Below are 25,251 nucleotides of genomic sequence, written 5' to 3' on the forward strand. Positions count from 1 at the left end.
TGTAATAGCGGGGTGGAAGCAGAAATGCATAGATGATGATTTCTTGCCCCGCAGCGTAGCGGTTCCCCTTTCCCTCCTCTGGGGAGGCTTGGTCTTTCGTCTTCCATCCCGCAAAAGATTTGGGTTGTTGTATTCGGGAGGTGTCATGAAAGAGCGTTGGCGTGTGGTATTAGGATTGGCCCTAGGCCTCTTGCTTGGGGCCTGCTCACAACCCGCGAGCCGGTCCCCGGAAACCTGGACCCTGGCGCTCCAGGGTAACGGCGTGCGGGGGGTTTTGGTGGAGGCCACCTTTGACCCCGCGGCGTTGCGCTACATGGGGACAGAAGGTCCTTACGCCGCCGAGGCCTTCGCCGAAGCGGGGAAGGTCCGGGCGGCAGCGGTGGCCCCCAATGCGCCCTCGGGCCCCATCTTGGCGCTCACCTTTGAGGTGCTTCGGCCTGGGGCACGGCCGGAGGTGCGGGTGGTGGAAACCTACCCTGAAGGCCAGACGGTAAGGCAAACCTGGGGAAGAGGAACCCTACAATCCCAGACCCTGGTCCTGCCGGAATCCGTGGTCCAAGGAATTGACCAGGCAGAGGCCGATCCCTCCTTCGTGCGAAACCCCTTGGGCGATCTCAACGGAAGTGGGGCTGTAAGCCTTGCTGATGGCGTTTTGCTCGCGGATATTCTGGCCGGCAACCTCACGAGCCCCACCCCTTACCAGCGCTACCACGGGGACCTCAACTCCAGCGGCACCCTCACAGGCCAAGACCTGGCCCTTCTTTTGCGGAAGATCGTGAACCCGGGTTTAGAACCTAACCTGGAGCTCGCCCCGCAGGACTTCACCCTGAGCCCTGGCGCGTCCGCCTATCTCCTCCTCAACAACTCCGGGAATGGCACCCTTCCCACCGTGTCCTGCACCCACCCCCAAGGGATCGCCTTGACGGACGAAACCCCCCAGGGAGCCGCGGGCAAGGCCTACAGGTTGCAGGCCCAGAGCAACACCCTGGAAGGCAGCATTCAGTGCCAAGCCGGCGCCGCCGGCACCCGCACCGCCCGGGTCCACGCCCCCTACCCCAGCTTCACCCTGGACCTAGCCGCCCCAAGCACCAGCACTACCCCCGGGGGAACCGCCACGCTAGGTTTTAGCCTTACCCCGGTCAACGGCTTCACGGGTACCGTGAGCCTGAGCCTCCTGGACGCCCCCTCTGGAGTGAGCCTGCAAAGCCCGTCCACGGTGAACCTGAGTGGCCCCTTCAGCGGTACCCTCACCCTTAGCGTAGGAAGCGGGGTCAGCCCGGGCACCTACACCCTGCGCCTTAGGGCGGAAAGCGGAAGCAACTCCCAAGAAAAACCTTTCGCTTTGGTGGTTCAAGAAAGCCCAGGGTTTGACTTCTACCTAGACCAAAACGCCCTCACCCTCCCAGTGGGGAGAACGGCAAACCTACAAGCGTTCTTCTCCACCTACGGCGGCTTCAGTGGGAGCGTGAGTCTGGGGCTCACCGACACCAACGGCAACCCCACTCCCCTCACGCTAAGCCCGGCTAGCGCCACCCTGCCCGCAAGCAGCCCCGTGGCCTTGACCGTGCAGGCGGGAAGCGCCCCGGCTGGGGTTTACAACCTCCAAGTGCGGGCAACCGGGGGGAGCCTCTCCCGCAGCCAGCCCCTGAGCGTCACCCTTTACGACTTCACCGTGAGTGCAAGCGACATCGCCATAACACAAGGCGCTTCGGATACAGTGAACATCACCCTCAACCGCACCCACTTCTCTGGACCCGTGTCCCTGAGCCTGAGCGGGACCATCCTCGGCAACGGGAGCAACCAGGTGACCTACGCCTTCGCCGAAAACCCCACCACCAATGGCAACGTGGCCCTCGTCCTGAACGTGGGGCCCAACGTGCCCCCCGGCAACTACACCCTTACCCTCCAAGCCACAGGTGGCGGCCTCGCCCGGAGCCAGGCCTTTACCCTCACGGTTAACGCCGCCCCCAAGGCCCTCCAACCCACCCTCCTGGGCCGCACGGGCAACACCTACAGCGTGGGGGTGAACCTGGTGGGCACCACGGACGCCTACCGCGCCGCTCTCTTTAGCGTCACGCTACCCGCAGGCTTCAGCCTGAGCGCGGGCACGGGTGCCTTGACCTCAGGATGCACCCTGGACTTCGTTCAGGTATCCACGAGCCCCAACCAGTGGAACGTGGCCCTCGTGTGCAACAGCTCCTTCACCGGACCCGGCCAGCTCGCAGTCCTCACCGTCACGGGAACGGGCGGCGGAACCCTGAGCGTGGGGAACGTGGCGCTTACCAAGCCCGACTACACCGAGGACACCTCGGTGAGCGGAGGAAGCCTCACCCTGACCCCATGAAGGCAGCTTGGATGCGGGGTTTTCTCGTGCTTTTAGGGCTTACCTCTTATACCCAGCTTCCCCGGGTGCCTGGTCCCTCCTTCACCCTCTCAGGCCCCCTCCCCTCCACCCTCACCATTCCCCAAGGGGGGAACCAGGCCACCTGGATCACCCTCACGCCAGAAGAGAGTTTCGCCGGCTCGGTGCATCTCACCTTGGCCCACTGGGACGGCAGCTCTGCGCCCGGTTTCGCCCTGACCCCCTCCTCCGTGTGGCTTTCCGGCAACGCAGTCCACGAAACCCTGGGGGATTCTGCCCTAGACACGCTTGCGCCCAGAAGTTACGCCCTCAAGCTCCGGGCGCAAAGCGGCCACCTCGCCCAGGAAAAGGACCTCGGGGTTTTGGTCCTGTTGGCCCTTAAGCCAAGACTCCCGGGGCGGGGGGAGAACGGCTACTTCGTGGCCACCCACCTCGGCCAAACCCTCCGGCCCCACCAAGGAGCGGGGTTTCGCCTCGATGTCCCCTTGGGTTTCACCCTTACCCTCAGCCCAGGTGCCCTCACCCAAGGATGCCTCACCGACCTCCACCAGGTTTCCCGGAACCCGAATCTCTGGAACGCCTTGGTGGCCTGCGAAGCCACCCAAGCCTTCCAAGGTCCCGGTCAGGTGGGAGTGGTTGCCCTGACGGGTTCGGGCGGGGGCGTGCTCTCCCTAGAAGAAGGAATCCTGGTGCAAGCAGGCTCCTACGAAGAGGAATCCGTGGCTGGGGGTAGCCTTTCCCTCGGCCCCTAAGAGGTGCTCATATGGCAAAACGCCCCTACTTGCTCGTCCTTCTCCTCCTCGCCGCCTGCGGGGGTCCGCAAGGGACTCATGCCCCTTCTCCCGACACCCTGGTCCTGCGTGGCGAGGCCACGCGGGGTCTGCTTGTGGACATCACCTTTGACCCAAGCGCCCTCCGTTACCTGGGCCTGCAAAGCCCCCTCCTCACCGAGGCGTACCAGGAGGCGGGCCGGGTGCGCCTGGCAGGGGTTTCCTACCAAGCCCGCTCCGGCGAGGTGCTTCGGGTCCAGTTCCAGGTCCTTCGGCCGGGGGCAAGACCCGAGGTCCGCGTTTTGGAAGCGGAGGCAGCCCGGATCACCCCCTCCTGGGAAGGGGGAGGCCCGGCCCCCCAAGGCCAGCTGGCCCCCCAGGGCTACACCCCCCTTCCTGGCATAGCCCAGAACGAGGTGGAGGCCTCTTTTGCGCAAAACCCTTTGGGTGACCTGAACGGAAGCGGAGGGGTGAGCCTGTCGGACGCCCTCCTCCTCGCCGACCTCCTCACGGGTGCGGCCTCCCCCACCCCCTACCGCCGCTACCACGCCGACCTGGACTCCAGCGGCTACGCGGACGAGCAGGACCTAGTACGGCTTTTGCGCAAGGTGGTGAATCCGAACCTGGGGCCGGGCCTCGAGGTGGCGCCCCTGGCCCTTAACCTCAACCCCGGCGAAACCGCCCTGGTCCTGGTGGGCAACTCCGGGCACGGCACGCTTCCCCCCCTTACCTTCCAGGCGGCCGAGGGGCTCGTCGTCCAGGACACCACCCCTTCGGGTTACGCGGGCAAAGTCTACCGGGTTTCCGCCAACCAAAGCGTGAGCCAAGGGGCCATCCTCTTCAGCGCCGGGAGCGCGGGAAGCCGGGCCATCGCGGTGAACAGCACCGCCCCCGACTTCGTCCTAAGCCTTTCGGGCACCCCCACCGCCCCCGTGGGCGGCACCGCCCAGGCCACCCTCACCCTCACCCCCCTAAACGGCTTCACCGGACCCGTAAACCTGAGCCTGGTCAACCCGCCCTCGGGCATCCTCCTGAGCCCCACCCAGGTAAGCCTTGGCCCAAACCCCCTCACCCTTGCCCTCACCCTCGCCCTGGCCCCGAGCCTGAGTCCTCAGGACTACGCCCTCACCCTCCGGGCGGAAGGAGGAGGCCGGGTGCGGGAGGCAAGCTTCACCTTGAGGGCCACGGGCTTCACCCTAAGCGGGGATACCGCCCTAACCCTGCCCTGGGGCGGGTCAGGAAGCCTCCAGGTCAACGTAACGCCGCAAAACGGCTTCAACACCCCCTTGGACCTCACCCTCACCCGCCAGGACGGAACCCCTCCTCCTCCCGGCATCGCCCTCTCCGGCACCACCCTTCCGGCGAGCGGCGGACCCGTGGCCCTCCAGGTGCAAAACCCACCCCCCGGCACCTACCCCTTGCGCCTTCGGGCCACGCCCCAAGGGGGCGGCACCCCAGGGATCTGGGACTTCACCCTCACCGTCACCTACGCTTCCGAGTGGCGCATACTCCTCTCCTGGAACAACGCCGCCGACTTGGACCTCCACCTCTTCTACCCCGACAGCCCGGCGGCGAACCACATCTACTGGAACAACCCGGGCACCTGCCCCCCCACCGGCCCCGCCTGCCTGGAAGGGGATACCCCCCAAGGCCCCGGGCAGGAAACCCTCCGCTTCGCCTACCAAGGGGGAAGCTACCGCGTCTACGTCCACTGGTACTTCGGCGGGGGTAGTTGGAGCACCTCAGGGGCTCAGGTGCAGGTCTTTAACGCGGGCTACCCCGTGGCCAACTTCCCCGCCCCCACAAGCGGTGTCGGGTACAACACCTGGTGGCACGTCTTGACCTTGGACGCCAACGGGGTCCAGCAAGGAAGCGGGGTAGCGAGCATCCAGCCGCAGGGTCTGGGGCTAAGCCCCCTGAACCTGCCCCAGAAGGGAAGGTGAAGCCATGCGCCGCCTCGCCCTCCTTGCCCTCCTCCTCGCCGCCTGCAGCTTCCAAGGCCCGTCCTCCCAGGCACCCAAGGTGCAGGTGAAGGGCCCGCCCCTCGCCCCCCCGGCCTTGCCGGTGCTTCCAAGCCGCCCCTTGCCGGCCCTCGAGGGGCCCGTACCCCTCACGCTTCCCCTAAGGCCCCAGGCCCTTCCCGGGGCCAAGTACGAGGCCCGCATCCTGGTCCTGACCACCTCCACCGACCCCGAGCAAGCCCCCCACTTCGCCGCCGCCCAAGACATCCTGGAAACGTTTCTCATCCCCTACGAGGTGGTGAACGTGAGCCAGACGCCCTTCAGCCAGGTCCCCCTCACCAACCCCGACGGCACCGGGCGCTTCCAAGGGGTGATCCTGGCGGAGGGCCAGCTGGCCACCTGGTCCGACTCGGGACCCACCTACCACATGTCCGCGGACGACTGGAACCGCCTTTGGGCCTACGAGCGGGATTACGGCGTTCGGGAACTCGTCCTCTACACCTATCCCGGAACCTACCCCGAGGACCACTGCCTGAGCAACGTGGCCGGCTTCTTAACCCCAAGCCCCGCAGCCTACGACCCAAACGGCATAGACCTCGCCACGCAAAGCTACCCCCTCACCTTGACGCAAGAAGGCCAAACCCTCTTCCCGGACCTCACGGGCACCCTGCCCCTCCGGCACGCCTATGCCTACAAGGCGACGCTAAGCGGCACGTGCGCCGCCACCCCCCTTCTCACGGACGCCGATGGCAACCTCTTCGGCATCGTGCGCGCCACTGCTGACGGGCGGGAGCAACTCGTCCTCACCTTTGACCAAAGCCCCTACCTCGTCCACACCTGGCTCCTCGCCCCCGGGCTCATCCGCTGGCTCACCCGAGGGGTGTACGTGGGGGAGTACAGCCGCTACCTCAGGGTAGACGTGGACGACTGGTTCCTCTCCACCGAGGTCTCTGGGGATAGCTCCGGGGTGGGGAACACCCTCACCTTCCGCCTCAGCGGGGCCGAGGCCCAGGCCGTCGCCGCCAAGCAGGCGATCCTCCGCCAAACCTACCCCGTGGCTCAGGCCTTCACCCTGGATCTGGTGCTTAACGGCTGCGGAGCCGTCTTGGACCCCAACCCCAACGACAACCAAGACCCCTGCGACCCGTCCGAAACCCTGGCGCAAGAGCCCCTGAACTTGGCGGACGACCTGGTCCAGGCCAGCCAGGCCCTAAAGGACACCTTCCGCTTTTACAACCACTCCTACACACACTGGGACATGGACTTCACCGACCTGGCTCAGGCGGAGCGCGAGATCGCCGAGAACAACAGGGTGGCGAGCCTCCTCGGCCTCCGCTACGAGCACACCGTGTTCAAAAGCGGCCAGTACTCCGGTTTTGGCTGGAAGGGACAAAACCCCTACGACTTCCCCCGCACGGACAACGGCCTTGGGGCCTCCAACCCCTTCTTCCTCCAGGCCCTTGCGGAGTACAAGGTGCGCTTCGCCAAGGTCAACTGGTCGGTGAATAGCCAAAAGCCCCCCTGCCGCACTTGCGCCTACCCCCACCCCCTCGCCCCCGGGCTTTACCTGGTGGCGGACCGGCCCACTAACGTCTTTTACAACGTCACCACGGCGCAGGAAGCCCTAGCCGCCTACAACAGCGTTTATGGCCCGGGCGGCACTGACCCCTACTGGCCCCGCGACCTGACCTACGCGGAATACCTGCAGCAGGAAACGAACCTGGCGCTCTGGCACCTTCTCACCGACGGGGGAAGCCACTACTTCCACCAGGCCAACCTCCACGAGTACGCCCCGGGCAAGAACCTGGTCTTTGACTGGGTGGAAACCCTTGTGGCCAAGTACGCCACCTACACCACCCTCCCCCTTCTCTCCCCCACCTGGAGGGAGTACGGGGAGCACGCCCTGAAGCGCTACCGCCACTACGAAGCGGTGCGGACGGGAAGCGTGAAGGCCCTGATTGACCCGGCCGCCCGCACCCTCACCCTCCAGGGCAAGCCCGTCTGGGTGACAGGCATCCAAGGCCCCGCCTGCGAAGCCTACGCTGGCGTGAACCGCTGCTTTGTCGGAACGGGCACCTATGCCTTCCAAACACCTTAGGGTTCTTTTCATCACCGAAGGGACCTACCCCTACGCCGTGGGCGGGGTAAGCCGCTGGTGCGAGCAGCTCCTTTTCGGCCTGGAAGGGGCCTTCACGGTGCTCGCCCTTTGGGGCCCCCAACAGACCAAGCCGGCCCTGCCCCTTCCCCCCGGAACCACCTTGCGGACCCTTCACCTCTTCCGCCCGCCCCGACCCTTTCCCTTCTCCCCCGCTCCCTTGCACGCCCTTCTTCCCGCCTTGGAAAAGCTCTTCTCCTTTCTGGAGCTTGACCTCGCCAGCTTCCAAGAGGGGCTTTGGGAGCTTTTCCTTCTGCGCAAGCGCCACCTTCACGACCTCTTCCTCCATCCCAAGGTCCAAGGGCTCCTCAGCCAACGCCTCAGCCTCCTCCTTGGCCGCCCCCCCACCTTGGGGGAGGGGCTTGCCGTCTTGCACTGGCTGCGCTCCACCTTGCTTCCCCTCCTGGCCTTAGACCCCATTCCCGAGGTGGACCTGGTGCACGCCACCAGCGGGGGCCTGGCCGTCATCCCCGCTTGGCTCGTGTCCCGGCACCTGGGGGTGCCGTTCCTCCTCACGGAGCACGGGGTTTTCCTGCGGGAGCGGTACCTGGCCTTCTCGGAAACCAACCCTTCTCCGGCGGAGCGCCTGGTTCAGGCCCGCTTCTACCACCTCACGAGCCGCTTGGCCTACCAGAAGGCCGATTTCATCACCACGGTGAGCCGCTTCAACCTGCGTTGGGAGGTGGAGCTGGGGGCTGACCCCAAGCGCATCCGGGTGGTGGCCAACGGCATAGATCCCGCCCAGTTCCCCGAGGCACCTCCCCACCTGGAAGGCCCCCCCACCGCCGTCTGGGTGGGGCGGATTGACCCCTTGAAGGACCTCCTCACCCTGGTGGAAGCCTTCGGCAGGGTGCGGGAGGCGCTGCCGGAGGCCCGGCTCCTCCTCTTCGGCCCCGTGCCTCGAGGCAACGAGGGGTACGCCGCTAGCGTCAGGGCCCGCGTGGAAGAACTCGGCCTGGGAGCGAACGTGCGCTTCATGGGCCCCGCGAGCCCCGTGTACCAGGCTTACCACCAGGGATGGGTGGGGGTTCTTTCCAGCATCTCCGAGGGCTTCCCCTACACGGTCATTGAAAACATGGCGGTGGGCCGAACCCTGGTGGGTACCCGGGTGGGGAGCGTGGGGGAAGTCTTGGAGGGGGTGGGCGAGGTGGTGCCTGCCATGGATCCCGAGGCGTTGGCGGAAGCCCTTTTAAGCTTTCTACAAGACCCCGAGCGGTGCCTGGAGCAAGGCAAAAAGGCGCGGGAAAAGGTCCTCACCCTTTACACCCTGGAGCGAATGCTGCAAGAGTTTTCCGCCATTTACAAGGGCCTCGTCCTGCGCGGGGCGGTGGAGGTGCCGGAATGAGCGCCCGAGGAGAGTACCGCCCCCCCACCTTCCCGCCCCCTAACCCCCAGGGGCTACAGGACCTGGCCCGTTCCTTCCCAGACCTCCTCGCCCAAGCGAGCGACCCCTACGAGCTTGCCGCCCACTTGGAGGTTTTGGGCTACAACCGCTACCGCGTGGAACGGCTCTTTGGGCTTTCGAGCACCTTTGCCCTGGCCCAAGCCCTCTTCGCCCTGGCCCAGCGCGATTTTCGTCCCCGAGCAAAGGCCCCAACGCCGCAAGGGGGCCTGGGGTTGCGGCACCTGGCGGTGGCCCTCACCCTGCTGGGTACCCTGGTGGCTTTTCAAGGCGCGGGGGAGGTGGGGTGGCTTCCCGCCCTTTTCCTCCTGGTCTGGAGCCAGCTCGCCGCCCGGGGAGCCCTCAAGGCGGTGGTGGAGCTCGGCCCGGGCGAAATCCCAAGCGTCCACGCCGCCTTTGCCTGGCTGGGGGTAGTGGGCGTTTCCCTCACCGCCCCTTGGGATTTGGGCCCGGCCGCTTCCTGGAGCGTGGGCGTGGCCTGGGTGGCGGTGGGGGTCTTGACGCTTAAGGGCCTCGAGGGCAAGGCCACAGGGGTAGCCGCCGGCTTCCTCTTGGGGGCGATTGTACTCCGGATGGTGGGAACTTCTCCCCTTTGGGTGGGGCTTTTCCCCCTAACCTTCCTCCTTCGGGAAGTGGGGCTGCCCAAAGCGCACGGCCTCTTGTTCTTGTACCACGCCCTTCTAACCGAATGGGTCTACGCCGCATACGGCTTGGGGCAAGGCCTCGTGCTCTGGCGCCTTGTGGAAGGAGCAGGGCAAGGGGCGCTTTTGGGCCTAGCCGCTTACCTGCTCGCCGCTTTGCTGATAGAGATGCGCCTGGCCGCCTTCGTGCAGGCCTTGGGCAAAACCCTTTGGCAAAAGGCGAGCCCGGAATCCCTCGTTCTTGCCATCCAACGCGCCTTCTGGACCTACGCCTTCACCGCCTCGGTCCCCACCTTGGTCCTTCTGCTAGCGCTTCCCTGGTCGGACGTTTACGGAAAGGCGCTCCTCGGCTTTGGCTTCTTGGGCTTCACGAGCGCCGTGGCCTTGGGCCTAAACGCTCTAGGGGGCATCCGGGCCAGTGCCTTCACCTTGCTGGCAAGCGCCCTTCTCCTCCACCTGACGGGAAACCCCTTGATCCTGGGGGCCGTGGGGCTTTCCCTCCTCCTCTACTTCCTGGAGTACTTGCGCCACCCGGAGCGCTATGGCGTCTACCTTCTTTAAGCCCCTCGCCTTTTACTACGGCCAAGGAAGGCTTGCCGAGCTTCGGGTCTTCCGCCGCGTGGTCCTGCAGCCTTGGGCCTACACCCCAGAGGAGCTAGCGGCCCTAGCCCCCACCGAGCCCCTGGCCTACCTGAGCCTCGGGGAGGATCCGGGCCCCGAGGCGCCCTGGCAGCGGGGGCTGAACCCCCTTTGGAACACGAGGCTCGTGGACCCCACCCACCCAGCCTGGGTGGCCAAGGTGGTGGAAAGCGCCTTGCTTTACTTGGCCCGAGGCTTTCGTGGCCTCTTCCTAGACACCCTGGACCAAGGGGCGGCCACGAACCGGGAAGGCACCCTCCGCCTCCTCTTGGAACTCCGCAGGGCGGTGGGGCCCTGCTTCCTCCTCGCCAACCGCGGCTTCGCCCTCCTGCCCCACCTGGCGGAACTCGTGGACGGGATCGTCTTTGAGGCCTTCTCCACCACCTGGGAAGGGGGCGGAAAGCCCCTTCCCCGGTCTGCCCTCCGCACCAACGCCCGCTGGGCCCTGGCCCTTGCCCAATACCCCTGGGAGCGGTACAGCCTAGACTACGCCCCAGACCCTAGGCTCGCCCGCTTCGCAAGGAGGCGGGCCCTGGCCTATGGGCTAACGCCGGTCCTCGCCCAGGAGCGGCACCTTTTGACCCTCACGGACACAAGGGGCTAATCCGATCCAAGTCCACCACGGTCACGTACGGCACAAACCCCTCCGCGCGGGACTTCTCGCACGCCGCCCGCACGTTTTCCGGCCGGGTGGCGTAGTCCACCGTGAGGACCAGCTTGCCCGCATCCCGGATGGCGCGGGCGTGGGCGAGGCGTTCTTGACAACCCGAATCCGTACAGGGTTTGTCGGTGGCGTAGAAGAAGAGCTCCTCGAGGCCAATCCCATCTATGGCCGAGAGATATCCCGGCCGCATCCTGAGTTCCGGGGCGTTTTGGGGAAAGACCCAAAAGTCGGGCCTTTTGGCCTTGACATACTGGCTGATCCGCCCCAGGAGGGCCACCATCTTGGCCGCCAAGCTATCCCGGGTTTCTCCCGGGACCAAATTTAGGCTGATCCCCTCGTAGGCATCCACCAGGTCCAGGTAGATCCCTTTAAACCCCGCCGCAAAGGCCTTGTCCAGCCTAGGCCGCACCACTAGGTTCCACCAGCGCTCGTCCCAGTACTTGGCATACCACTCCCCACTCCAGCCTGGCACCGAGTTCAGGAGTAGATCGGGCGCATCCTTTTGGACCACCGAATACTCCGGCCGGTAGTTTTCCATCCCCCCGATCTCCATGTAGGCCAAGACGGGTTTTCCCTCGAGGGCGGCAAGATCATCGCCCGACCAAGGCGTCGCCCCGTCCTTGGTGAGGTCAATCACGTAAAGGTCGGCGGCTGCGGCTCCCAAGGCGGCGAGCCCCGAGGCCGGATAGCCCGTGAGCTGGTAGATCCAAGTACGCACGCTCGGCGCAGGACCAGGCGCAGGAGGTGGGCTTCCAGGAGGCTCAGGGGCCTCGCCCGTCCCGCGACAAGCGGCGAGGGCGAGGAGCAACAAGGTCAGCCAGAGGACCCCCCGTCCCCACCGCCTAAACCCCCCCTGGGGAAACCCCCATCGCCCCATTTGTTCTATGCTACCGCCCGTTCCTGAGCGCAGGGTGTTGGTTTCATGAGGGCCCACCCTTACGCATGCGGAGGCCCCCCGAAGGTTTAGGTGGTCATGGAATAGGGGTGAATTCCGCACTGCACCAGGCTCGGTCGGGGAAAGCGGGTAAAGGACAGGCCGGCAAGCTCTTGCCTACCTTTGCCGCCCCGTGGTAAGTTTATACGGCAAGAAAGGAGGCCAGCATGTGCGCGCCCTTGGTGATGGAAGAGGTGGCCCGCGCCCTTTCCCGCAGGGCTTTCCTGGGGATGGGCCTTGGGCTTTTGGCGGTTAAGGCCTTGGCGCAGGCGGAGGTCCAGGGCAAGGCCTTCAGCAGGGCGGTGGACCTCACCCACGAGCTCTCCCCTGAGATCCCCCTGTTTCCCGGGGCCGAGCCCATGCGCATCACCACCCTGGTCACGGTGCGGCAAAACGGCTACTACGGGAACCGCCTGGACCTTTGGGAGCACTCGGGCACCCACATGGACGCCCCCGCCCACTTCGCCGAAGGGGGCCTCACCGCCGAGAAGCTCCCCGTGGCCAGCCTCATCGCCCCCCTGGCGGTGATCCACATCCACGAGCGGGCGGCCAAGGACCCCGACGCCCAGGTCACCGTGGACGACATCCTGGCCTACGAGCGCCAGCACGGCCGCCTGCCCAAGGGGGCCTTCGTGGCCATGCACTCGGGCTGGGAGGCCCGCTGGCGCAACCCCAAGGCCTTCCTCAACCAGGACGCCTCCGGCACCCTCCACTTCCCCGGCTTCTCCCCCGAGGCGGCGGAGTTCCTGGTACGGGAGCGGGAGATCGTGGGGGTGGGGGTGGACACCCTCTCCCTGGACCACGGCCCCTCCAAGGACTTCAAGGCCCACGTCACCCTTCTTGGAGCGGGGAAGTACGGGCTGGAAAACCTGGCGAACCTGGCCCAGGTACCCCCCGCCGGGGCCCTCCTCTTCGTGGGCGGGCCCAAGCACCAGAAGGCCTCCGGCGGCCCGGTGCGGGCGGTGGCGGTATGGTGATCTCCTGGCTCCGGGTGCCCGAGGAGGAGGAGCTCCCCGAGGCGGTGCGGGCGCTTTTCCAGGAGTTCCGGGAGCGGACGGGCTTCGTCCCCAACGTGGCCCGGGCCTTCGCCCTAAGCCCCCGCTTCCCCCTTTGGTTCCGCTACTACCACGCCCTCATGCGGGAAGAGGGCCTCCTCACCCGGGAGGAGCGGGAGGCCATGGCCATCGCCATTAGCGGGGAGAACCGCTGCGAGTACTGCGTGGCGAGCCACAAGCGCTACCTCAAGGACCTCACGGGGGACTGGCGGCTTTCCGAGGTCCTGGCCGCCAATCCCCACCGGGCGGAGCTTCCCCCCAGGATGCGGGCCCTGGTGGACTTCGCCCTGAAGATGACCCACCGGCACCACGAGATGACGGAAGAGGACCTGAGGCCCTTAAGAGAGGCGGGGCTTTCGGACGAGGCCATCCTCGAGGCCGCCGAGGTGGCCGCCATGTTCAACTTCACCAACCGCCTCCTGAACGCCCTGGGCATCCGGCCCAACCCCGAGTACTACCCATGAGCCTGCTGGAGTTCCGCCAGGTTTCCGTGGCCTTTGGGGACTACGTGGCGGTGGAGGGGGTTACCCTCCGCCTCGCCCCCGGGGAGTTCGTGAGCCTGGTGGGACCCACGGGGTGCGGCAAGAGCACCCTCCTCAACGTGGCGGCGGGCCTCCTTGCCCCAAGCCGGGGGGAGGTCCTCCTGGAGGGGAAGCCCCTCAAGGGCCTCAACCCCCTGGCGGGCTACCTCTTCCAGCAGGACGCCATCCTGCCCTGGAAGACCGCCCTGGACAACGTGGCCCTTCCCCTGGTCTTCCGCGGCCTCCCCTGGCCCGAGGCCCGGCGGCGGTCCACGGCCTGGCTGGAGAAGGTGGGGCTTGGGCGCTTCCCCCGCCACTTTCCCCATCAGCTTTCGGGGGGGATGCGCAAACGGGTGGGGTTAGCCCAGGTCCTCATCGCCGGCCCCAAGCTCCTCCTCATGGACGAGCCCTTCTCGGCCCTGGACGTGCAGACCAGGCAGCTCATGGAAAACGAGCTCCTGCGGCTATGGCAGGAGGACCGCAAGACGGTGCTCTTCGTCACCCACGACCTCGAGGAGGCCATCGCCCTCTCCGATCGGGTGGTGGTCCTTTCCGCCGGGCCCCGCTCCCGGCCCATCGGGGAGTTTCCCATTCCCCTCCCCCGGCCCCGGGACGTGGCGGAGGTCCGGCTCACCCCGGAGTTCCTGCGGCTCCACCGGGAGATCTGGGAGCTCCTCAGAGGGGAGGTGATGCGGGCCCATGCCGGGGCTTAGGGCGAGGCTTTGGCAGGCGGGGCTCCTTTTGGGCTTCCTGCTCCTTTGGGAGTGGGCCTCGAGGACCGGCCGCATCGACCCCTTCTTCTTCTCCGTCCCCTCGGAGATCGCCAAACGGGTCTGGCGCTGGTTCGCCACCGGGGAGGTCTACCCCCACCTTTACGTGACCACCGCGGAGATGCTCCTGGCCTTCGCCATCGGCACCCTCCTTGGGGTGGTCTTCGGGCTTTGGCTCGCCCTGGCCCCCGGCGTGGCGGCGGTGCTGGACCCCTACGTGAAGGCCCTGAACGCCATCCCCCGGGTGGTCCTCGCCCCCATCTTCACCCTCTGGTTCGGCCTCGGCCTCCTCTCCAAGGTGGCCCTGGGGGTGACCCTGGTCTTCTTCGTGGCCTTCTTCAACACCTACCAAGGGGTGAAGGAGGTGAGCCCCATCGTCCTGCAGAACGCCCGCCTCCTCGGGGCGCGCCGCCGCCACCTCCTGGCCCACGTCTACCTGCCGGCGGCGGCGAGCTGGATCTTCAGCTCCCTAAGGACCTCCATCGGCTTCGCCGTCATCGGGGCGGTGGTGGGGGAGTACCTGGGGAGCGCCGCCGGGCTCGGCTACCTCATCGCCCAGGCGGAAGGGGTCTTTGACACCACGGGGGTCTTCGCCGGGATGGCGGTCCTCATGGCCTTCGTCCTGGCGCTGGACGCCCTGGTGGGCGCCCTGGAGCGCAGGCTCCTGGTGTGGCGCCCTAAGGAAGGAGGAGGAAGATGAAGCGGTTTTGGGTGTGGACGCTCTTGGTGCTCTTGGCCTTCGGCCTTGCCCAGAAGCGGGTGGTCCTGGGGGTTGGGGGCAAGACCGCCGTGGTCTACCTCCCCCTCACCGTGGTGGAGCGCCTCGGCTACTTCAAGGACGAGGGCTTGGACGTGGTGATCCAGGACCTCCAAGCGGGCTCCCGGGCCCTCCAGGCCCTCATCGGGGGGAGCGTGGAGGTGGTCATGGGCTACTACGACCACACGATTCAGATGCAGGCCCAGGGCCGGGACATCGTGGCCTTCGTGGAGGTGGGGCGCTACCCCGCCATCGTCCTCGGGGTGCGGACCGACCTGGCCGACCAGGTGAAGACGGTGGCCGACCTCAAAGGGCGCCGGGTGGGGGTCACCGCCCCCGGCTCCTCCACCCACTTCTTCCTCAACTACCTGCTGGTCAAAAACGGCCTTAAGCCCACGGACGTGGCGGTGGTGGGGGTGTCCGTGGGGGCGCAGGCGGTGGCCGCCGTGCAGAACAAGCAGGTGGAGGCCATCTCCAACGTGGAGCCCGCCATCACCCTCCTGGAGGAGCGGGGCCTCATCAAGGTTCTGGCGGACACCCGCACCACCAAGGGAACCCGGGAGGTCCTGGGCGGGGAGTACCCGGCCGCGGTCCTCTACACCACCCGGGCCTGGCTGGAGCGGAACCCCGACACGGCCCAGCGCCTGGTGAACGCCATGGTGCGGGGCCTGCGTTGGATGCAGGGCAAGTCCCCCGAGGAAATCGCCGCCATCCTGCCCGAGGAGTACTTCCTGGGGGATAAGGCCCTCTACCTGAAGGTGCTTCGGAACTCCCTGGAAAGCTTCTCCCCCACGGGGCGCTTCAGCGACACCGCTCCCTTGAGGCCCCTCACCGTGCTCTCCGCCTTTGACCCCAACGTAGCCCGGGCGCGGATAGACCTCAAACGCACCTACACCAACGCCTTCGTGGACCAGGTGCCCAAGCGGTGAACAGGAAGGGAGGTGAGTAGCGATGCGAAAGGCGCTGTTCGCCCTGGTAGCCCTTTCCCTCACGGTCCAGGCCCAGACCTGGAACATGGCCACCCCCTATCCCCCGGCCAACTTCCACACCCAGAACATCCTCCAGTTCGCCAAGGAAGTGGAGGAGGCCACGGGGGGGCGGGTCAAGGTCACCGTCCACCCCGGGGGGTCCCTCTTCCCCCACCCCCAGATCCTCCCGGCGGTGCGCAACGGGCAGGTCCAGCTGGGGGAGGTCCTCATGTCCCTCTTGGCCAACGAGAACCCCCTCTTCAACCTGGACTCCATCCCCTTCGTGGCCACGAGCTACGAAGAGGCGCGGCGGCTTTACCAGGCCCAGCGCCCCGAGGTGGAGCGGTGGCTCGCCCAGCGGGGGGTGGTCTTCCTCTACGCCGTCCCCTGGCCGCCCCAGGGCCTTTACACCAAGCGCCCGGTGAACTCGGCCCAAGACCTTAAAGGGATGCGCTTCCGCGCCTACAACCCCGCCACCGCCCGGCTGGCGGAGCTTTTGGGCATGACCCCGGTGCAGGTGGAGGCGGCGGACATCCCCCAGGCCTTCGCCACCGGGATCGTGGAGGCCATGGTCACCTCCCCCGTCACCGGCGTGGACAGCCAGGCCTGGGACTTCGCCCGCTACTTCTACGACGTGAAGGCCTGGATCCCCAAGAACATGGTGGTGATCGGGCGCAGGGCCTTTGAGGGCCTCTCCCCGAATGACCGCGAGGCCCTCTTACAGGCGGCAAGGCGAGCGGAGGAGCGGGGCTGGCAGCTCAGCCAAGAGCAGGAGGAGAAGGCCCTAAAGACCCTGGCGAGCCGGGGGATGCAGGTGGTGAAGCCTTCGCCTCAGCTCCTGACCGAACTCAAAAAGGTGGGCCAGACCATGGTCTTGGAGTGGCAACGCCAGGCGGGGGCCACGGGGATCAAGGTCTACCGCCAGTACTTGGGGCGATGAACCTCCTCTTCCGCTTGGCCGAGGTCCTGGCGGCCCTCATGGCCCTCTTCATCCTCCTCGTCATCCTGGCCCAGGTGGTGGGGCGCTTTCTCGGCTTCGTAGTCCCCTCGGCCTTGGAGCTCGCCGGCTTCGCCACGGCGGGGCTCATCTTCCTGGGCCTCGCCCCCACCCTGCGGGCCGGGGGGCACATCCGGGTGGGGCTTCTCCCGAAGCGGCTTCCCCCGGGACCGAGGAGGGCCCTCGAGGCGCTTTCCCTCATCCTTGGCCTTGGGGGAAGCCTCTACGCCACCTACCACGCATGGGCCCGGGTGCTGGAAAGCCACCGCTACGGGGACCTGGCCCCGGGGCTCCTGCCCCTCCCCCTTTGGATTCCGCAAAGCTTTCTCGCCCTGGGGCTTAGCTTCTTCAGCTTGGCCCTCCTGGAGGCCTTCGGGCGGACGGTAAGGGGGTGGCGGTGAACCTCCTCGAGGCCAGCCTGGTCCTCATCCTCGCCCTCTTCGCCCTCTTGGGCCTGGGGGTCTACGTGGGCCTCGCCCTTCTTCTGGTGGGCCTTTTGGCCCTGGCCCTCTACACCACCGCCCCCCTGGGCCCCAACCTGGCCACGGCCCTCTGGACCGCCACCTCGGGCTGGAGCCTGGCCGCCTTGCCCCTTTTTGTGTGGCTGGGGGAGGTCCTCTACCGCTCCCGCCTGGCCCAGGGGCTCTTCCAGGGGCTTGCCCCTCTCCTCTCCCGGCTCCCCGGGGGGCTTCTCCACGTGAACGTGGTGGCGAGCGCCCTCTTCGCCGCCGTGATCGGCTCCTCCGCCGCCACCACCGCCACCGTGGGCCGCTTCACCCTGCCGGAGCTCCTACGGCGGGGCTACCCCAAGGCCCTGGCCCTGGGCTCCTTGGCCGGGGCGGGGACATTGGGCTTCCTCATCCCCCCCAGCATCGTCATGATCGTCTACGGGGTCATGGCCGAGGTGTCGGTGGCCCGGCTCTTCATGGCCGGGGTGGTGCCGGGGGTGGTCCTCACCCTCCTCTTCATGCTCCTCCTGGCCTTCCTCGCCTTTCTCAGGCGGGACGAGCTGCCAAAAGAGGCGGTCAAGCCTCTGGGGGAGGCCCTTCGGGACTTCCTTGGGGTCCTCCCTGTGTTCCTCCTCATTCTCTTGGTGCTGGGCTCCATCTACCTCGGCGTGGCCACCCCCACGGAGGCGGCGGCCATCGGGGTGGCGGGGGCCTTTCTCCTCGCCGCCCTAAACCGCGAGCTCTCCCCCACCCTCTTCTGGGAAAGCCTCCTCGGGGCGGTGCGCACCACCAGCATGATCGGCCTCATCCTGGCGGGGGCTGGGGTGCTCACCCTGGCCATGGGCTTCACCGGCATCCCCCGGGCCCTCGCCACCTGGGCGGTGGAGGCGGGGATCAGCCCCTTGGCCCTCATCTTCCTCCTCAGCCTGGTGTACATCGTCTTGGGGTGTTTCCTGGATGGTATCTCCATCGTGGTCCTCACCATCAGCGTGATCCTCCCCGTGGTGAAGGCCATTGGGGTGGACCCTTTGTGGTTTGGCGTCTACCTGGTGCTCATGGTGGAGCTGGCCCAGATCACCCCTCCCGTGGGCTTCAACCTCTTCGTCCTCCAGTCCCTCACCGGGGAGGAGCTCTTCCAGATCGCCCGCTACGCCTTGCCCTTCATGGGCGTCCTCCTCCTCATGGTGGCCCTACTGGTGGCCTTCCCGGGGCTCGCCACCTGGCTTCCCCGCACCATGACGGGGGGTTAGCCCAGAAGTGTCGCTTTTTGTGGAAGCCTGGCCCACAAGGTACTAGGATTTAGAACATGGCTGGACGGGCCAGAACGCCATCCCCCTCCTGGGTTGGCTGGCATGGGGCGCTTTACCGTGCCCCCAAGGCGCTTTCCCATCCCCTACCCAAAGGAGGGCCAACGTGAACCCAGTGGACTCCTTCCAACCCGGGACCTTGTTTCGGGCTCGAGGCCGCGACTACCGCCTGGAACGCCGGCACGGGGACGTGCTCTTTGCCCGCGCCGTGGACACCGATGAGGAAGCCCTCTTCTACCTCCCGCTGGAAGGGGAAGCCCTCCAACTCACCTCCTTGGGGCTTCCCCCCACCACCCCTGGGGATCCCGCCCTGCACGACCTGCTCCTCCGGGCCCTAGAGCTTTCCACCCTCCACGCCGACGCCCCCTTCCTGGCCCTGCAGCGCTCGCGGGTGGTCCCCGCCAACTACCAGCTCGTGCCCTTGCTCATGGCGCTGAGGCTGCCGGAGGTGCGCCTCCTGATCGCCGACGACGTGGGCTTAGGCAAAACCGTGGAGGCGGGCCTCATCGTGAAGGAGCTCCTTCTGCGGAACAAGGCCCGACGGGTCTTGGTCCTGGCCCCAGCCCACCTCCTCGCCCAGTGGCAAGAGGCGCTCCGCCGCTTCTTCCACTTGGAGTTTGAAATCCTATCCGGGCCCAACCTGAAGCGCCTCACCCGCACCCTCCCCCCGGGAGCAAACCCCTGGGCCCACTTTGACCGGGTCATCGCCAGCGTGGACTACGCCAAACAGGACGAGGTCCGGAACCTGGTCCTCTTGCAAGACTGGGACCTCCTTTTGGTGGACGAAGCCCACATGGCCGCCCGCCCCCCCACGGAAAAGGGCAAGCAGATGGAGCGCTACCGCCTGGTACGGGAGCTTTCCCGCCGGGTGCCCCACCTCCTCCTCCTCACCGCCACGCCCCACAACGGCTACACGGAAAGCTTCTATAGCCTCCTGGAACACCTGGACGCCCGGGGGTTGGGGCTTTTCAAAGGGGGAAGCCTGGACCGGGAAGCGGCCAAGAAGCACGTGGTGCAGCGCCGCCGAAAGGACGTGGAAGAGTGGTTCCGCAAGGAAGGCAAAAAAAGCCCCTTCCCGGAGCGGGACACCAAGGAGGTGGCGGTGGAGCCCAACCGCGCCGAGCTGGAACTCTTTGAGGCGGTGCGCCGCTACCAAGCGGAGGTTTACGACCCCGACCCGGCCAAGGTGCCCGTTCTCGGGCGCTGGCTCGCCATGCACCTGATGCGCCGCGCCACCAGTTCCCCCCGGGCGTTGCAAAGGAGTTTGGAACGGCGTAAGGCCCTCCTGGAAAGCGTCCTGGCCGGGGGAATGGACGCCACCGCCGACGAGGTGGCGGCCCTGTTTGACACCGCGCCGGAGCGCTTGCTGCCCGAGGAAGCGGAGGCCAGCCTGGAACTTAGCTTGGCGGACCAAGCCCGAGCCCAGGCAGAAAAGGGCTACCTCGAGGCCCTCCTCCGCCACTTGAAGACCTGGCGCAAAGACAGCAAACTGGAGGTCCTACGGGAAATGCTCCAGGACCCGCTACGGCTCGGGAAGGGCCGGACCCTGATCTTCACCCGCTACCGGGACACCCTGGAATACTTGGTGGAAAAGCTTCGGGAGACCATTCCCCAACCCGTCTTCGCCGTGCACGGGGAGATGGATGAGGAAGAACGCAACGAGGTGCTCCAGGCCTTCGCCAAGGAGCAGGTGGGGGTTTTGGTGGCCACGGATGTGTTCTCCGAAGGCCTCAACCTGCAGCACTACGCGGCCCAGCTGGTCCACTACGACCTGCCGTGGAACCCCAACCGCCTGGAGCAGCGCAACGGGCGGATTGACCGCTTCGGTCAACCCGAGCCCGTGGTCCGCATCCGGACCCTCTACTATGAACGCTCCTTTGACGTGGCCGTCTTCCGCCTCCTCCTGGAAAAGGCGGAGCGCATCCGCAAGGAACTGGGGGTGGTACCCGCCTTCTTCGGGGAAGAGGCTTACCTGCGGCGCCGCCTCGAGGCCCTGTGGTCCCAGGACTGGCGGGGCGAACGGCGGCTGCAAACCCCCCTTTTCGCCGAGGAAGAGGCCACAGAGCTGCAGGCGGCAAAGAAGGCCATCCAGGAAGGCTTCTACGGCCACAGCGAGTTTAGCCTCCCCGACGTGGAGCGCCGCCTTCAAGAAGCCCTGGAACGGGCCGGGAGTCCCCAGGTCTTGCAAGCCTTCGTCCTGGACGGGCTCCGCTACCTGGGCTGGCGCGTGGAGGGGGAAGACCCCTACACCGCCTCCCGGGGCACGGGGGAAGCGGTGCCCGGGTTGCCCAACGCCTTTGGCCCCTTCAGCTTCCATCCGGAAGCGCCCCTGGGGGTGGAGGTGCTGGACCTCTCCCATCCCCTGGTGGAGCACCTGATAGCCCACCTGCGCTACCGGGCCTACCGGGACCTGGACGGGGCCCGCACCGCCCTCATGGCCTTTCCCGGCCCCCTGGGTACCCCCCCTGTCGCCCTTTACCACTACCGGGCCCGCTTCGCCGGACCGGGCGGCGAGGTGCTGGAAACCCTGGTGCGCCGGGCGGTGCGCCTTTTGGATCTAAGCGAACTCCCCCCCGAGGAGGCGGAAGCCCTTTGGCGCGCCCGGCTCAAGGCACGCCCCCTCGCCCAGGACCAGGCCAAGGCTTTGGCCGAGCGGGCCCTCAAGGCTCCCCTGGAGGAGTTAGGGAAGCGGGGAGCCGAGGAAGCCTTGGCCCGGGTAAAGGCCGAACGAACGGCCCTAAAGCGGGACCTAGAACGGGCCTACGGCGTCCTGCCCCAGGCCTTCCAAGCCCTAGACCAGCTGGAGGTCTTGGGCTCCGAGCTGCTCGCCATCACCCTCTTGGCCCCTGTGCCGAGCTAAAGGAGGTTGTGGGTGTTCCACGCCATACGCGTTTCCGGCGGCCTCTTCACCGAGGAGTTCTTGCAAAGCCTGACCCGCCTCGAGGCCCTCAAGGAGCTCGCCCTGACCCCTGAGGAGGTGCGGCACCGCTTCTACGCCCTGCTGAGCCTCTACGAGCGCCAGCCGCCCTTATCCCAACTTAGGGACACCTCCCGGGCCCGGGAGTCCTGGCTTCTGCCCTTCTTCCGCGCCCTGGGCTTCCAGCCCGTCTTCAACCGAAGCCACCTTGCGGCGGGGGACCAGTCCTTCCCCATCAGCCACCGGGGCTGGGACGGGGAGGATGCCCCACCCTTGCACCTGGTGGCCACCGAGCTAGACCTACGGCCAAGCCGCAGGGAAAAGAGCCCGCAGGCCCTTTTGCAGACCTACCTCAACCTGCACCCCACGCAAAGCTGGGGCATCCTGGCGGCCCCCTGGGAGGTGCGGCTTTTGCGGAAGTATTACCACGTCTCCCTTCCGGGGTACGTGGCCTTCAACCTGGTGGAGCTCTTTGAGGCCCCTCGGGAACAAGCCCTCAAGGAGTTCCAAATCCTCCTCCTTCTCCTCTCCCCTAGCCGCTTCCAAAAAGGTAACGGCGAGAATACCCCCCTGGACCTTTACTACGAAGCGGCCCGCCAAAGCGGCATCAAGGCCCGCGACGCCTTGCGCAAGGGGGTGGTGGAGGCCCTCGAGGTCCTGGGCAACGCCTTTCTCACCGAGGCCCTCCGGGAAGAACTCCAGGACGAGGAGCGCCTGCGCGCCTACCACGCCGAGCTCCTGCGCCTGGTCCACCGCCTCCTGTTCCTCCTCTACGCCGAAAGCCGCAACCTCATCCCCAGCGGCGGGGAGCTTTCCTGGGTTTACGAGCGGGAATATAGCGTTTCCGCCTTGCGGGAGCGGGCGGCAAGACGGCTCCCTTACGGGGAGGACCGCAACACAGACCTGTGGGAGAAGCTTCTCCTCACCTTCCACCTGGTCCACCAAGGGGACGAACGCCTGGGGGTCCCCGCCCTGAACGGGGAACTCTTCTACCCCGAGGCCCTGCCCATCCTCACCGGGGGCGTGCTCAACCCGGGGGAAAGGGCGCGCCACCCCGATCTGCCCCGCCCCAAAAACAGCGAGCTTCTCAAGGCCATCCTCCTCCTCACCCACGTGGAGCGGGAAGGCGCCCTGGAGCGCATCAACTACCGCGACCTCGAGGTGGAGGAAATCGGCCACGTTTACGAAGGCATCCTGGCCTTGGCCCCCAAGTGGGTGGACGGGCGCTACTCCCTGGAAAGCCACCTCCTGGAGCGGAAGGCCTCGGGAAGCTACTACACCCCCAGGGAGCTTGTGCAACTCGTCATCCAAGAGACCCTGGCCCCAGCGGTGGAGGCGAGGCTAAAGGAGGCGGGCGAAGACCCCAAGAAGCAGGAAGAAGCCCTCCTTTCCCTCAAGGTGGTGGACCCAGCCATGGGCTCGGGGGCCTTTCTCATCTCTGCCATGGAATACCTGGCAGAAAAGCTCCTGGAAATCCGGGGCCAGGCCAAGGAAGACCTCGAGGCCCTCTTCGCCGCCCGGCACCAAGTGGCGGCCCGGTGCCTCTACGGGGTGGACCTGAACCCCATGGCGGTGGAGCTCGCCAAGCTCTCCTTGTGGGTGGCCTCCGCCGCCAAGGGCAAGCCCCTTTCCTTCCTGGACCACCACCTGAAGGTGGGGAACTCCTTGGTGGGCGCCCCCCAGGACTTCCTCCGCCGGGGCATTCCCAAGGAAGCCTACCAAAGGGACGACGTGCCCAAGGAAGCGCGCAAGTCCCTGCGCTTCGGCCCCGGGGTGGACACCCTGCTCTTTAGCCCCCCCGAGCCCCCGCCCCTGGACTACGAGGAGGAAACGGCGAGCCAGGTGGAGGAGAAGCGCCGCCGCTACCAGGAGTGGCGGGAAAGCGAGGAAGTGCGCAAAATGGAGCTTCTGGCGGACTATTGGACCGCCGCCTTCTTCCTGCGGCCCGCTCCGGGCGTGCGCCTGCCCGATGGAACGGGCCTCAACTGGCTTGCCCAGCAAAGCCGCGCTCCCCTGGCGCAACTCACCCAGAGCTCCTACCTTACCCCCGCCACCTTGGCCGCCATCCGAGCGGCCAAGGAACGACACCGCTTCTTCCACTGGTGGCTGGAGTTCCCCGAGGTCTTCGCCCAAGGGGGGTTTGACGTGGTGCTGGGGAACCCGCCGTGGGACCAAGTTCAGTTTGACGACGAAGAGTTTTTCAGGGAAGTGCGCCCAGATATTGCCAATGCACCAAACATGGCTAAGCGAAAAGCCATGATCCAAAAGCTTTCGCACGAAGACCCCGCCTTGTGGGAACGATACCAGGCCGCAATGTACACAACCAAGGCACTTCAAGGATTTATCCACCACTCTGGGCGTTTCCCCCTGACTAGCAATGGTAGGCTAAACTTAGCGCCTTTGTTTGCTGAAAACGCACGTGTGCTCCGGAAAAACGATGGATGGGTTGGCCTCATTGTGCCCACTGGCATAGCAACGGACAGCTTTACGCAGTTTTTCTTCGCGGATCTTGTGCATAAAGGCGAGCTTGCGGCCTTGGTGGACTTTGAGAACCGGGAAGCGCTGTTCCCTGGCGTACACCGCTCCTACAAGTTCGCCGTCTTCGCCCTCCGCCCCCCTTCCAAAGAGCCCGCCAAACTGGCCTTCTTCCTCACCCAGCCCGACCAAGTCCTGGACCCCACCCGCACCTTTACCCTGGCACCCCAGGACTTCGCCCTCCTCAACCCCAACACCAAGACTTGCCCCGTCTTCCGCACCCGCCAGGACGCCGAGCTCACCAAGGCGATTTACAGGCGTGTGCCCGTCCTTTGGCGGGAAGACCCGGAGGACAACCCATGGGGGGTGCGGTTGGTCTTGATGTTCATGATGAACACGGACTCCTACCTCTTCCGGACGCAAAAGGAGCTGGAAGGTGAAGGGTTTACCCTCATCGCTAACCGCTTCGCACGCGGAGAGGAGGTCTTCCTCCCCCTCTACGAGGCCAAGATGATTTGGCACTACGACCACCGCTTCGCCACCTACGAGGGGGAAGACACCCGGGACCTCACCCCTGAAGAGCACCAAGACCCCACCCGCCTGCCCCTGCCCCGCTACTTTGTGGCGGCTCAAGAGGTGGAGGGGCGCCTCGAGGTCAGGGACAGGCAGGGAAATGTGATATGGCGGTGGGAGCGCCCTTGGTCCATGGGGTGGCGGGATATTACCAATGCCACTAACGAGCGCACCCTAATCGCCTCCGTGTACCCGCGCGTGGGTGCAGGGGATACCTTCTTGCAGATGCTTCCTTCTTGCCTTGCCCCGGAAGCTCTTCTCCTACTGGGCTCCCTCAACGCCTTGGTGGTGGACTACGCCACCCGGCAAAAAATCGGCGGAACCCATCTTAAATACCACGTGGTGAAGCAACTCCCCATCCTCCCCCCCGACCGCTACACGGAAGAAGACCTCCGCTTCATCGTCCCCCGCGTCCTGGAACTCACCTACACCGCCTGGGACCTGGCGCCTTTCGCCCAGGAAGTCTGGGAGGAAGCGGACGAGGGCCTCCGGGAAGCCATCGGGCGCTGGCGGGAAAAGGCCAAAACCCACCCAGACGAACCCCCCGAGTGGTTAGAGGGCCCCTACCCTTTCCCGCCCTTCCGCTGGGACGAGGAGCGGCGGGCCATCCTCCGGGCCGAGCTTGACGCCTACTACGCCAGGCTCTACGGCCTGAACCGCAAGCAACTCCGCTACATCCTGGACCCCAAGGACCTCACGCCAAAGGAGCTCGCCGACATCCTGTCGGATTACGAGGAGGTGGAAGACCCCCTGGAGGAGCGCCACTACCAGAAGCGCCACCGAGCCAGCGCCTTCCCCGGGGAAACCTTCCGGGTACTCAGGGAAAAGGAGATCAAGCGCTACGGCGAGTACCGCACCCGGAGGCTCGTGCTGGAAGCTTGGGAACGGCTTCGCACCGGAGGGTTGACATGTGAGGTTAGTAAAACCTAACCTA

At 66.3% G+C, this 25,251-nt stretch carries 18 protein-coding genes; 17 read left to right on the top strand and 1 reads right to left on the bottom strand.

The genetic code is table 11. The features are described 5' to 3' along the window. The first annotated feature begins 262 nt into the window (after positions 1 to 262). From L0D17_RS07375 to L0D17_RS07405, 7 genes are read left to right on the top strand one after another with little or no spacing between them, the layout of a single operon-like run. A complete protein-coding gene (locus L0D17_RS07375; RefSeq protein ID WP_243094626.1) occupies positions 263 to 2,344 on the top strand; it encodes a dockerin type I repeat-containing protein in 2,082 nt (693 codons plus the stop codon). 11 nt (positions 2,345 to 2,355) lie between these two features. Continuing rightward, on the top strand, positions 2,356 to 3,114 hold the full coding sequence (locus tag L0D17_RS07380) for a hypothetical protein (RefSeq protein ID WP_243094627.1): 759 nt from the start codon (positions 2,356 to 2,358) through the stop codon (positions 3,112 to 3,114). Between the two features lie 11 nt (positions 3,115 to 3,125). Further along, the gene (locus L0D17_RS07385; protein WP_243094628.1) at positions 3,126 to 5,075 is read left to right on the top strand and encodes a hypothetical protein; all 1,950 of its coding nucleotides are present in this window, start codon (positions 3,126 to 3,128) and stop codon (positions 5,073 to 5,075) included. A gap of 4 nt (positions 5,076 to 5,079) precedes the next feature. After that, entirely contained in the window at positions 5,080 to 7,191 is a 2,112-nt protein-coding gene (locus L0D17_RS07390; RefSeq protein ID WP_243094629.1) for an Agd3-related carbohydrate-binding protein, read from the top strand. Beyond that, positions 7,172 to 8,593 (top strand): GT4 family glycosyltransferase PelF, encoded by a 1,422-nt coding sequence (gene pelF, locus L0D17_RS07395; RefSeq protein WP_243094630.1) that lies wholly within the window; start codon positions 7,172 to 7,174, stop codon positions 8,591 to 8,593. Before L0D17_RS07390 ends, pelF begins: the two co-directional genes overlap by 20 nt. Then, positions 8,590 to 9,852 carry a hypothetical protein gene (locus L0D17_RS07400; protein ID WP_243094631.1) on the top strand — a complete coding sequence of 421 codons (1,263 nt, stop codon included), beginning with the start codon at positions 8,590 to 8,592 and terminating at the stop codon, positions 9,850 to 9,852. Before pelF ends, L0D17_RS07400 begins: the two co-directional genes overlap by 4 nt. Beyond that, positions 9,833 to 10,534, top strand: a complete 702-nt coding sequence (locus L0D17_RS07405) for a hypothetical protein (protein WP_243094632.1) — start codon at positions 9,833 to 9,835, stop codon at positions 10,532 to 10,534. Before L0D17_RS07400 ends, L0D17_RS07405 begins: the two co-directional genes overlap by 20 nt. Here L0D17_RS07405 and L0D17_RS07410 read toward each other — a convergent pair. Beyond that, on the bottom strand, positions 10,515 to 11,312 hold the full coding sequence (locus tag L0D17_RS07410) for a glycoside hydrolase family 191 protein (protein WP_243094633.1): 798 nt from the start codon (positions 11,310 to 11,312) through the stop codon (positions 10,515 to 10,517). The genes L0D17_RS07405 and L0D17_RS07410 overlap by 20 nt on opposite strands. Before the next feature lie 383 nt (positions 11,313 to 11,695). Between L0D17_RS07410 and L0D17_RS07415 the strand changes: the two genes are divergently transcribed. The 10 genes from L0D17_RS07415 (at position 11,696) to L0D17_RS07460 (ending at position 25,247) form a co-directional block, all read left to right on the top strand. Beyond that, positions 11,696 to 12,505, top strand: a complete 810-nt coding sequence (locus L0D17_RS07415) for a cyclase family protein (protein ID WP_243094634.1) — start codon at positions 11,696 to 11,698, stop codon at positions 12,503 to 12,505. Next, a complete protein-coding gene (locus tag L0D17_RS07420) occupies positions 12,499 to 13,047 on the top strand; it encodes a peroxidase-related enzyme (RefSeq protein WP_243094635.1) in 549 nt (182 codons plus the stop codon). The genes L0D17_RS07415 and L0D17_RS07420 overlap by 7 nt, the downstream gene beginning before the upstream one ends. After that, on the top strand, positions 13,044 to 13,817 hold the full coding sequence (locus tag L0D17_RS07425; protein WP_243094636.1) for an ABC transporter ATP-binding protein: 774 nt from the start codon (positions 13,044 to 13,046) through the stop codon (positions 13,815 to 13,817). The genes L0D17_RS07420 and L0D17_RS07425 overlap by 4 nt, the downstream gene beginning before the upstream one ends. Next, positions 13,804 to 14,574, top strand: coding sequence for an ABC transporter permease (locus L0D17_RS07430; protein ID WP_039460520.1), 771 nt, complete (start codon positions 13,804 to 13,806; stop codon positions 14,572 to 14,574). The genes L0D17_RS07425 and L0D17_RS07430 overlap by 14 nt, the downstream gene beginning before the upstream one ends. After that, positions 14,571 to 15,560, top strand: a complete 990-nt coding sequence (locus tag L0D17_RS07435) for an ABC transporter substrate-binding protein (protein WP_243094637.1) — start codon at positions 14,571 to 14,573, stop codon at positions 15,558 to 15,560. The genes L0D17_RS07430 and L0D17_RS07435 overlap by 4 nt, the downstream gene beginning before the upstream one ends. 22 nt (positions 15,561 to 15,582) lie before the next feature. Further along, complete coding sequence (locus L0D17_RS07440; RefSeq protein WP_039460517.1) at positions 15,583 to 16,539, top strand: TRAP transporter substrate-binding protein; 957 nt, start codon at positions 15,583 to 15,585, stop codon at positions 16,537 to 16,539. Further along, a complete protein-coding gene (locus L0D17_RS07445) occupies positions 16,536 to 16,997 on the top strand; it encodes a TRAP transporter small permease (protein WP_243094638.1) in 462 nt (153 codons plus the stop codon). Before L0D17_RS07440 ends, L0D17_RS07445 begins: the two co-directional genes overlap by 4 nt. Then, complete coding sequence (locus L0D17_RS07450; RefSeq protein ID WP_243094639.1) at positions 16,994 to 18,295, top strand: TRAP transporter large permease; 1,302 nt, start codon at positions 16,994 to 16,996, stop codon at positions 18,293 to 18,295. The genes L0D17_RS07445 and L0D17_RS07450 overlap by 4 nt, the downstream gene beginning before the upstream one ends. 163 nt (positions 18,296 to 18,458) lie before the next feature. Then, a complete protein-coding gene (locus tag L0D17_RS07455; protein ID WP_243094640.1) occupies positions 18,459 to 21,212 on the top strand; it encodes a helicase-related protein in 2,754 nt (917 codons plus the stop codon). Positions 21,213 to 21,224: 12 nt separating this feature from the next. After that, positions 21,225 to 25,247: an Eco57I restriction-modification methylase domain-containing protein gene (locus L0D17_RS07460; protein WP_243094641.1), complete on the top strand. Its 4,023-nt coding sequence runs from the start codon at positions 21,225 to 21,227 to the stop codon at positions 25,245 to 25,247. Positions 25,248 to 25,251: the final 4 nt, after the last annotated feature.

The sequence above is a fragment of the Thermus thalpophilus genome (assembly GCF_022760915.1).
GTDB classification, from domain to species: Bacteria; Deinococcota; Deinococci; order Deinococcales; family Thermaceae; genus Thermus; species Thermus thalpophilus.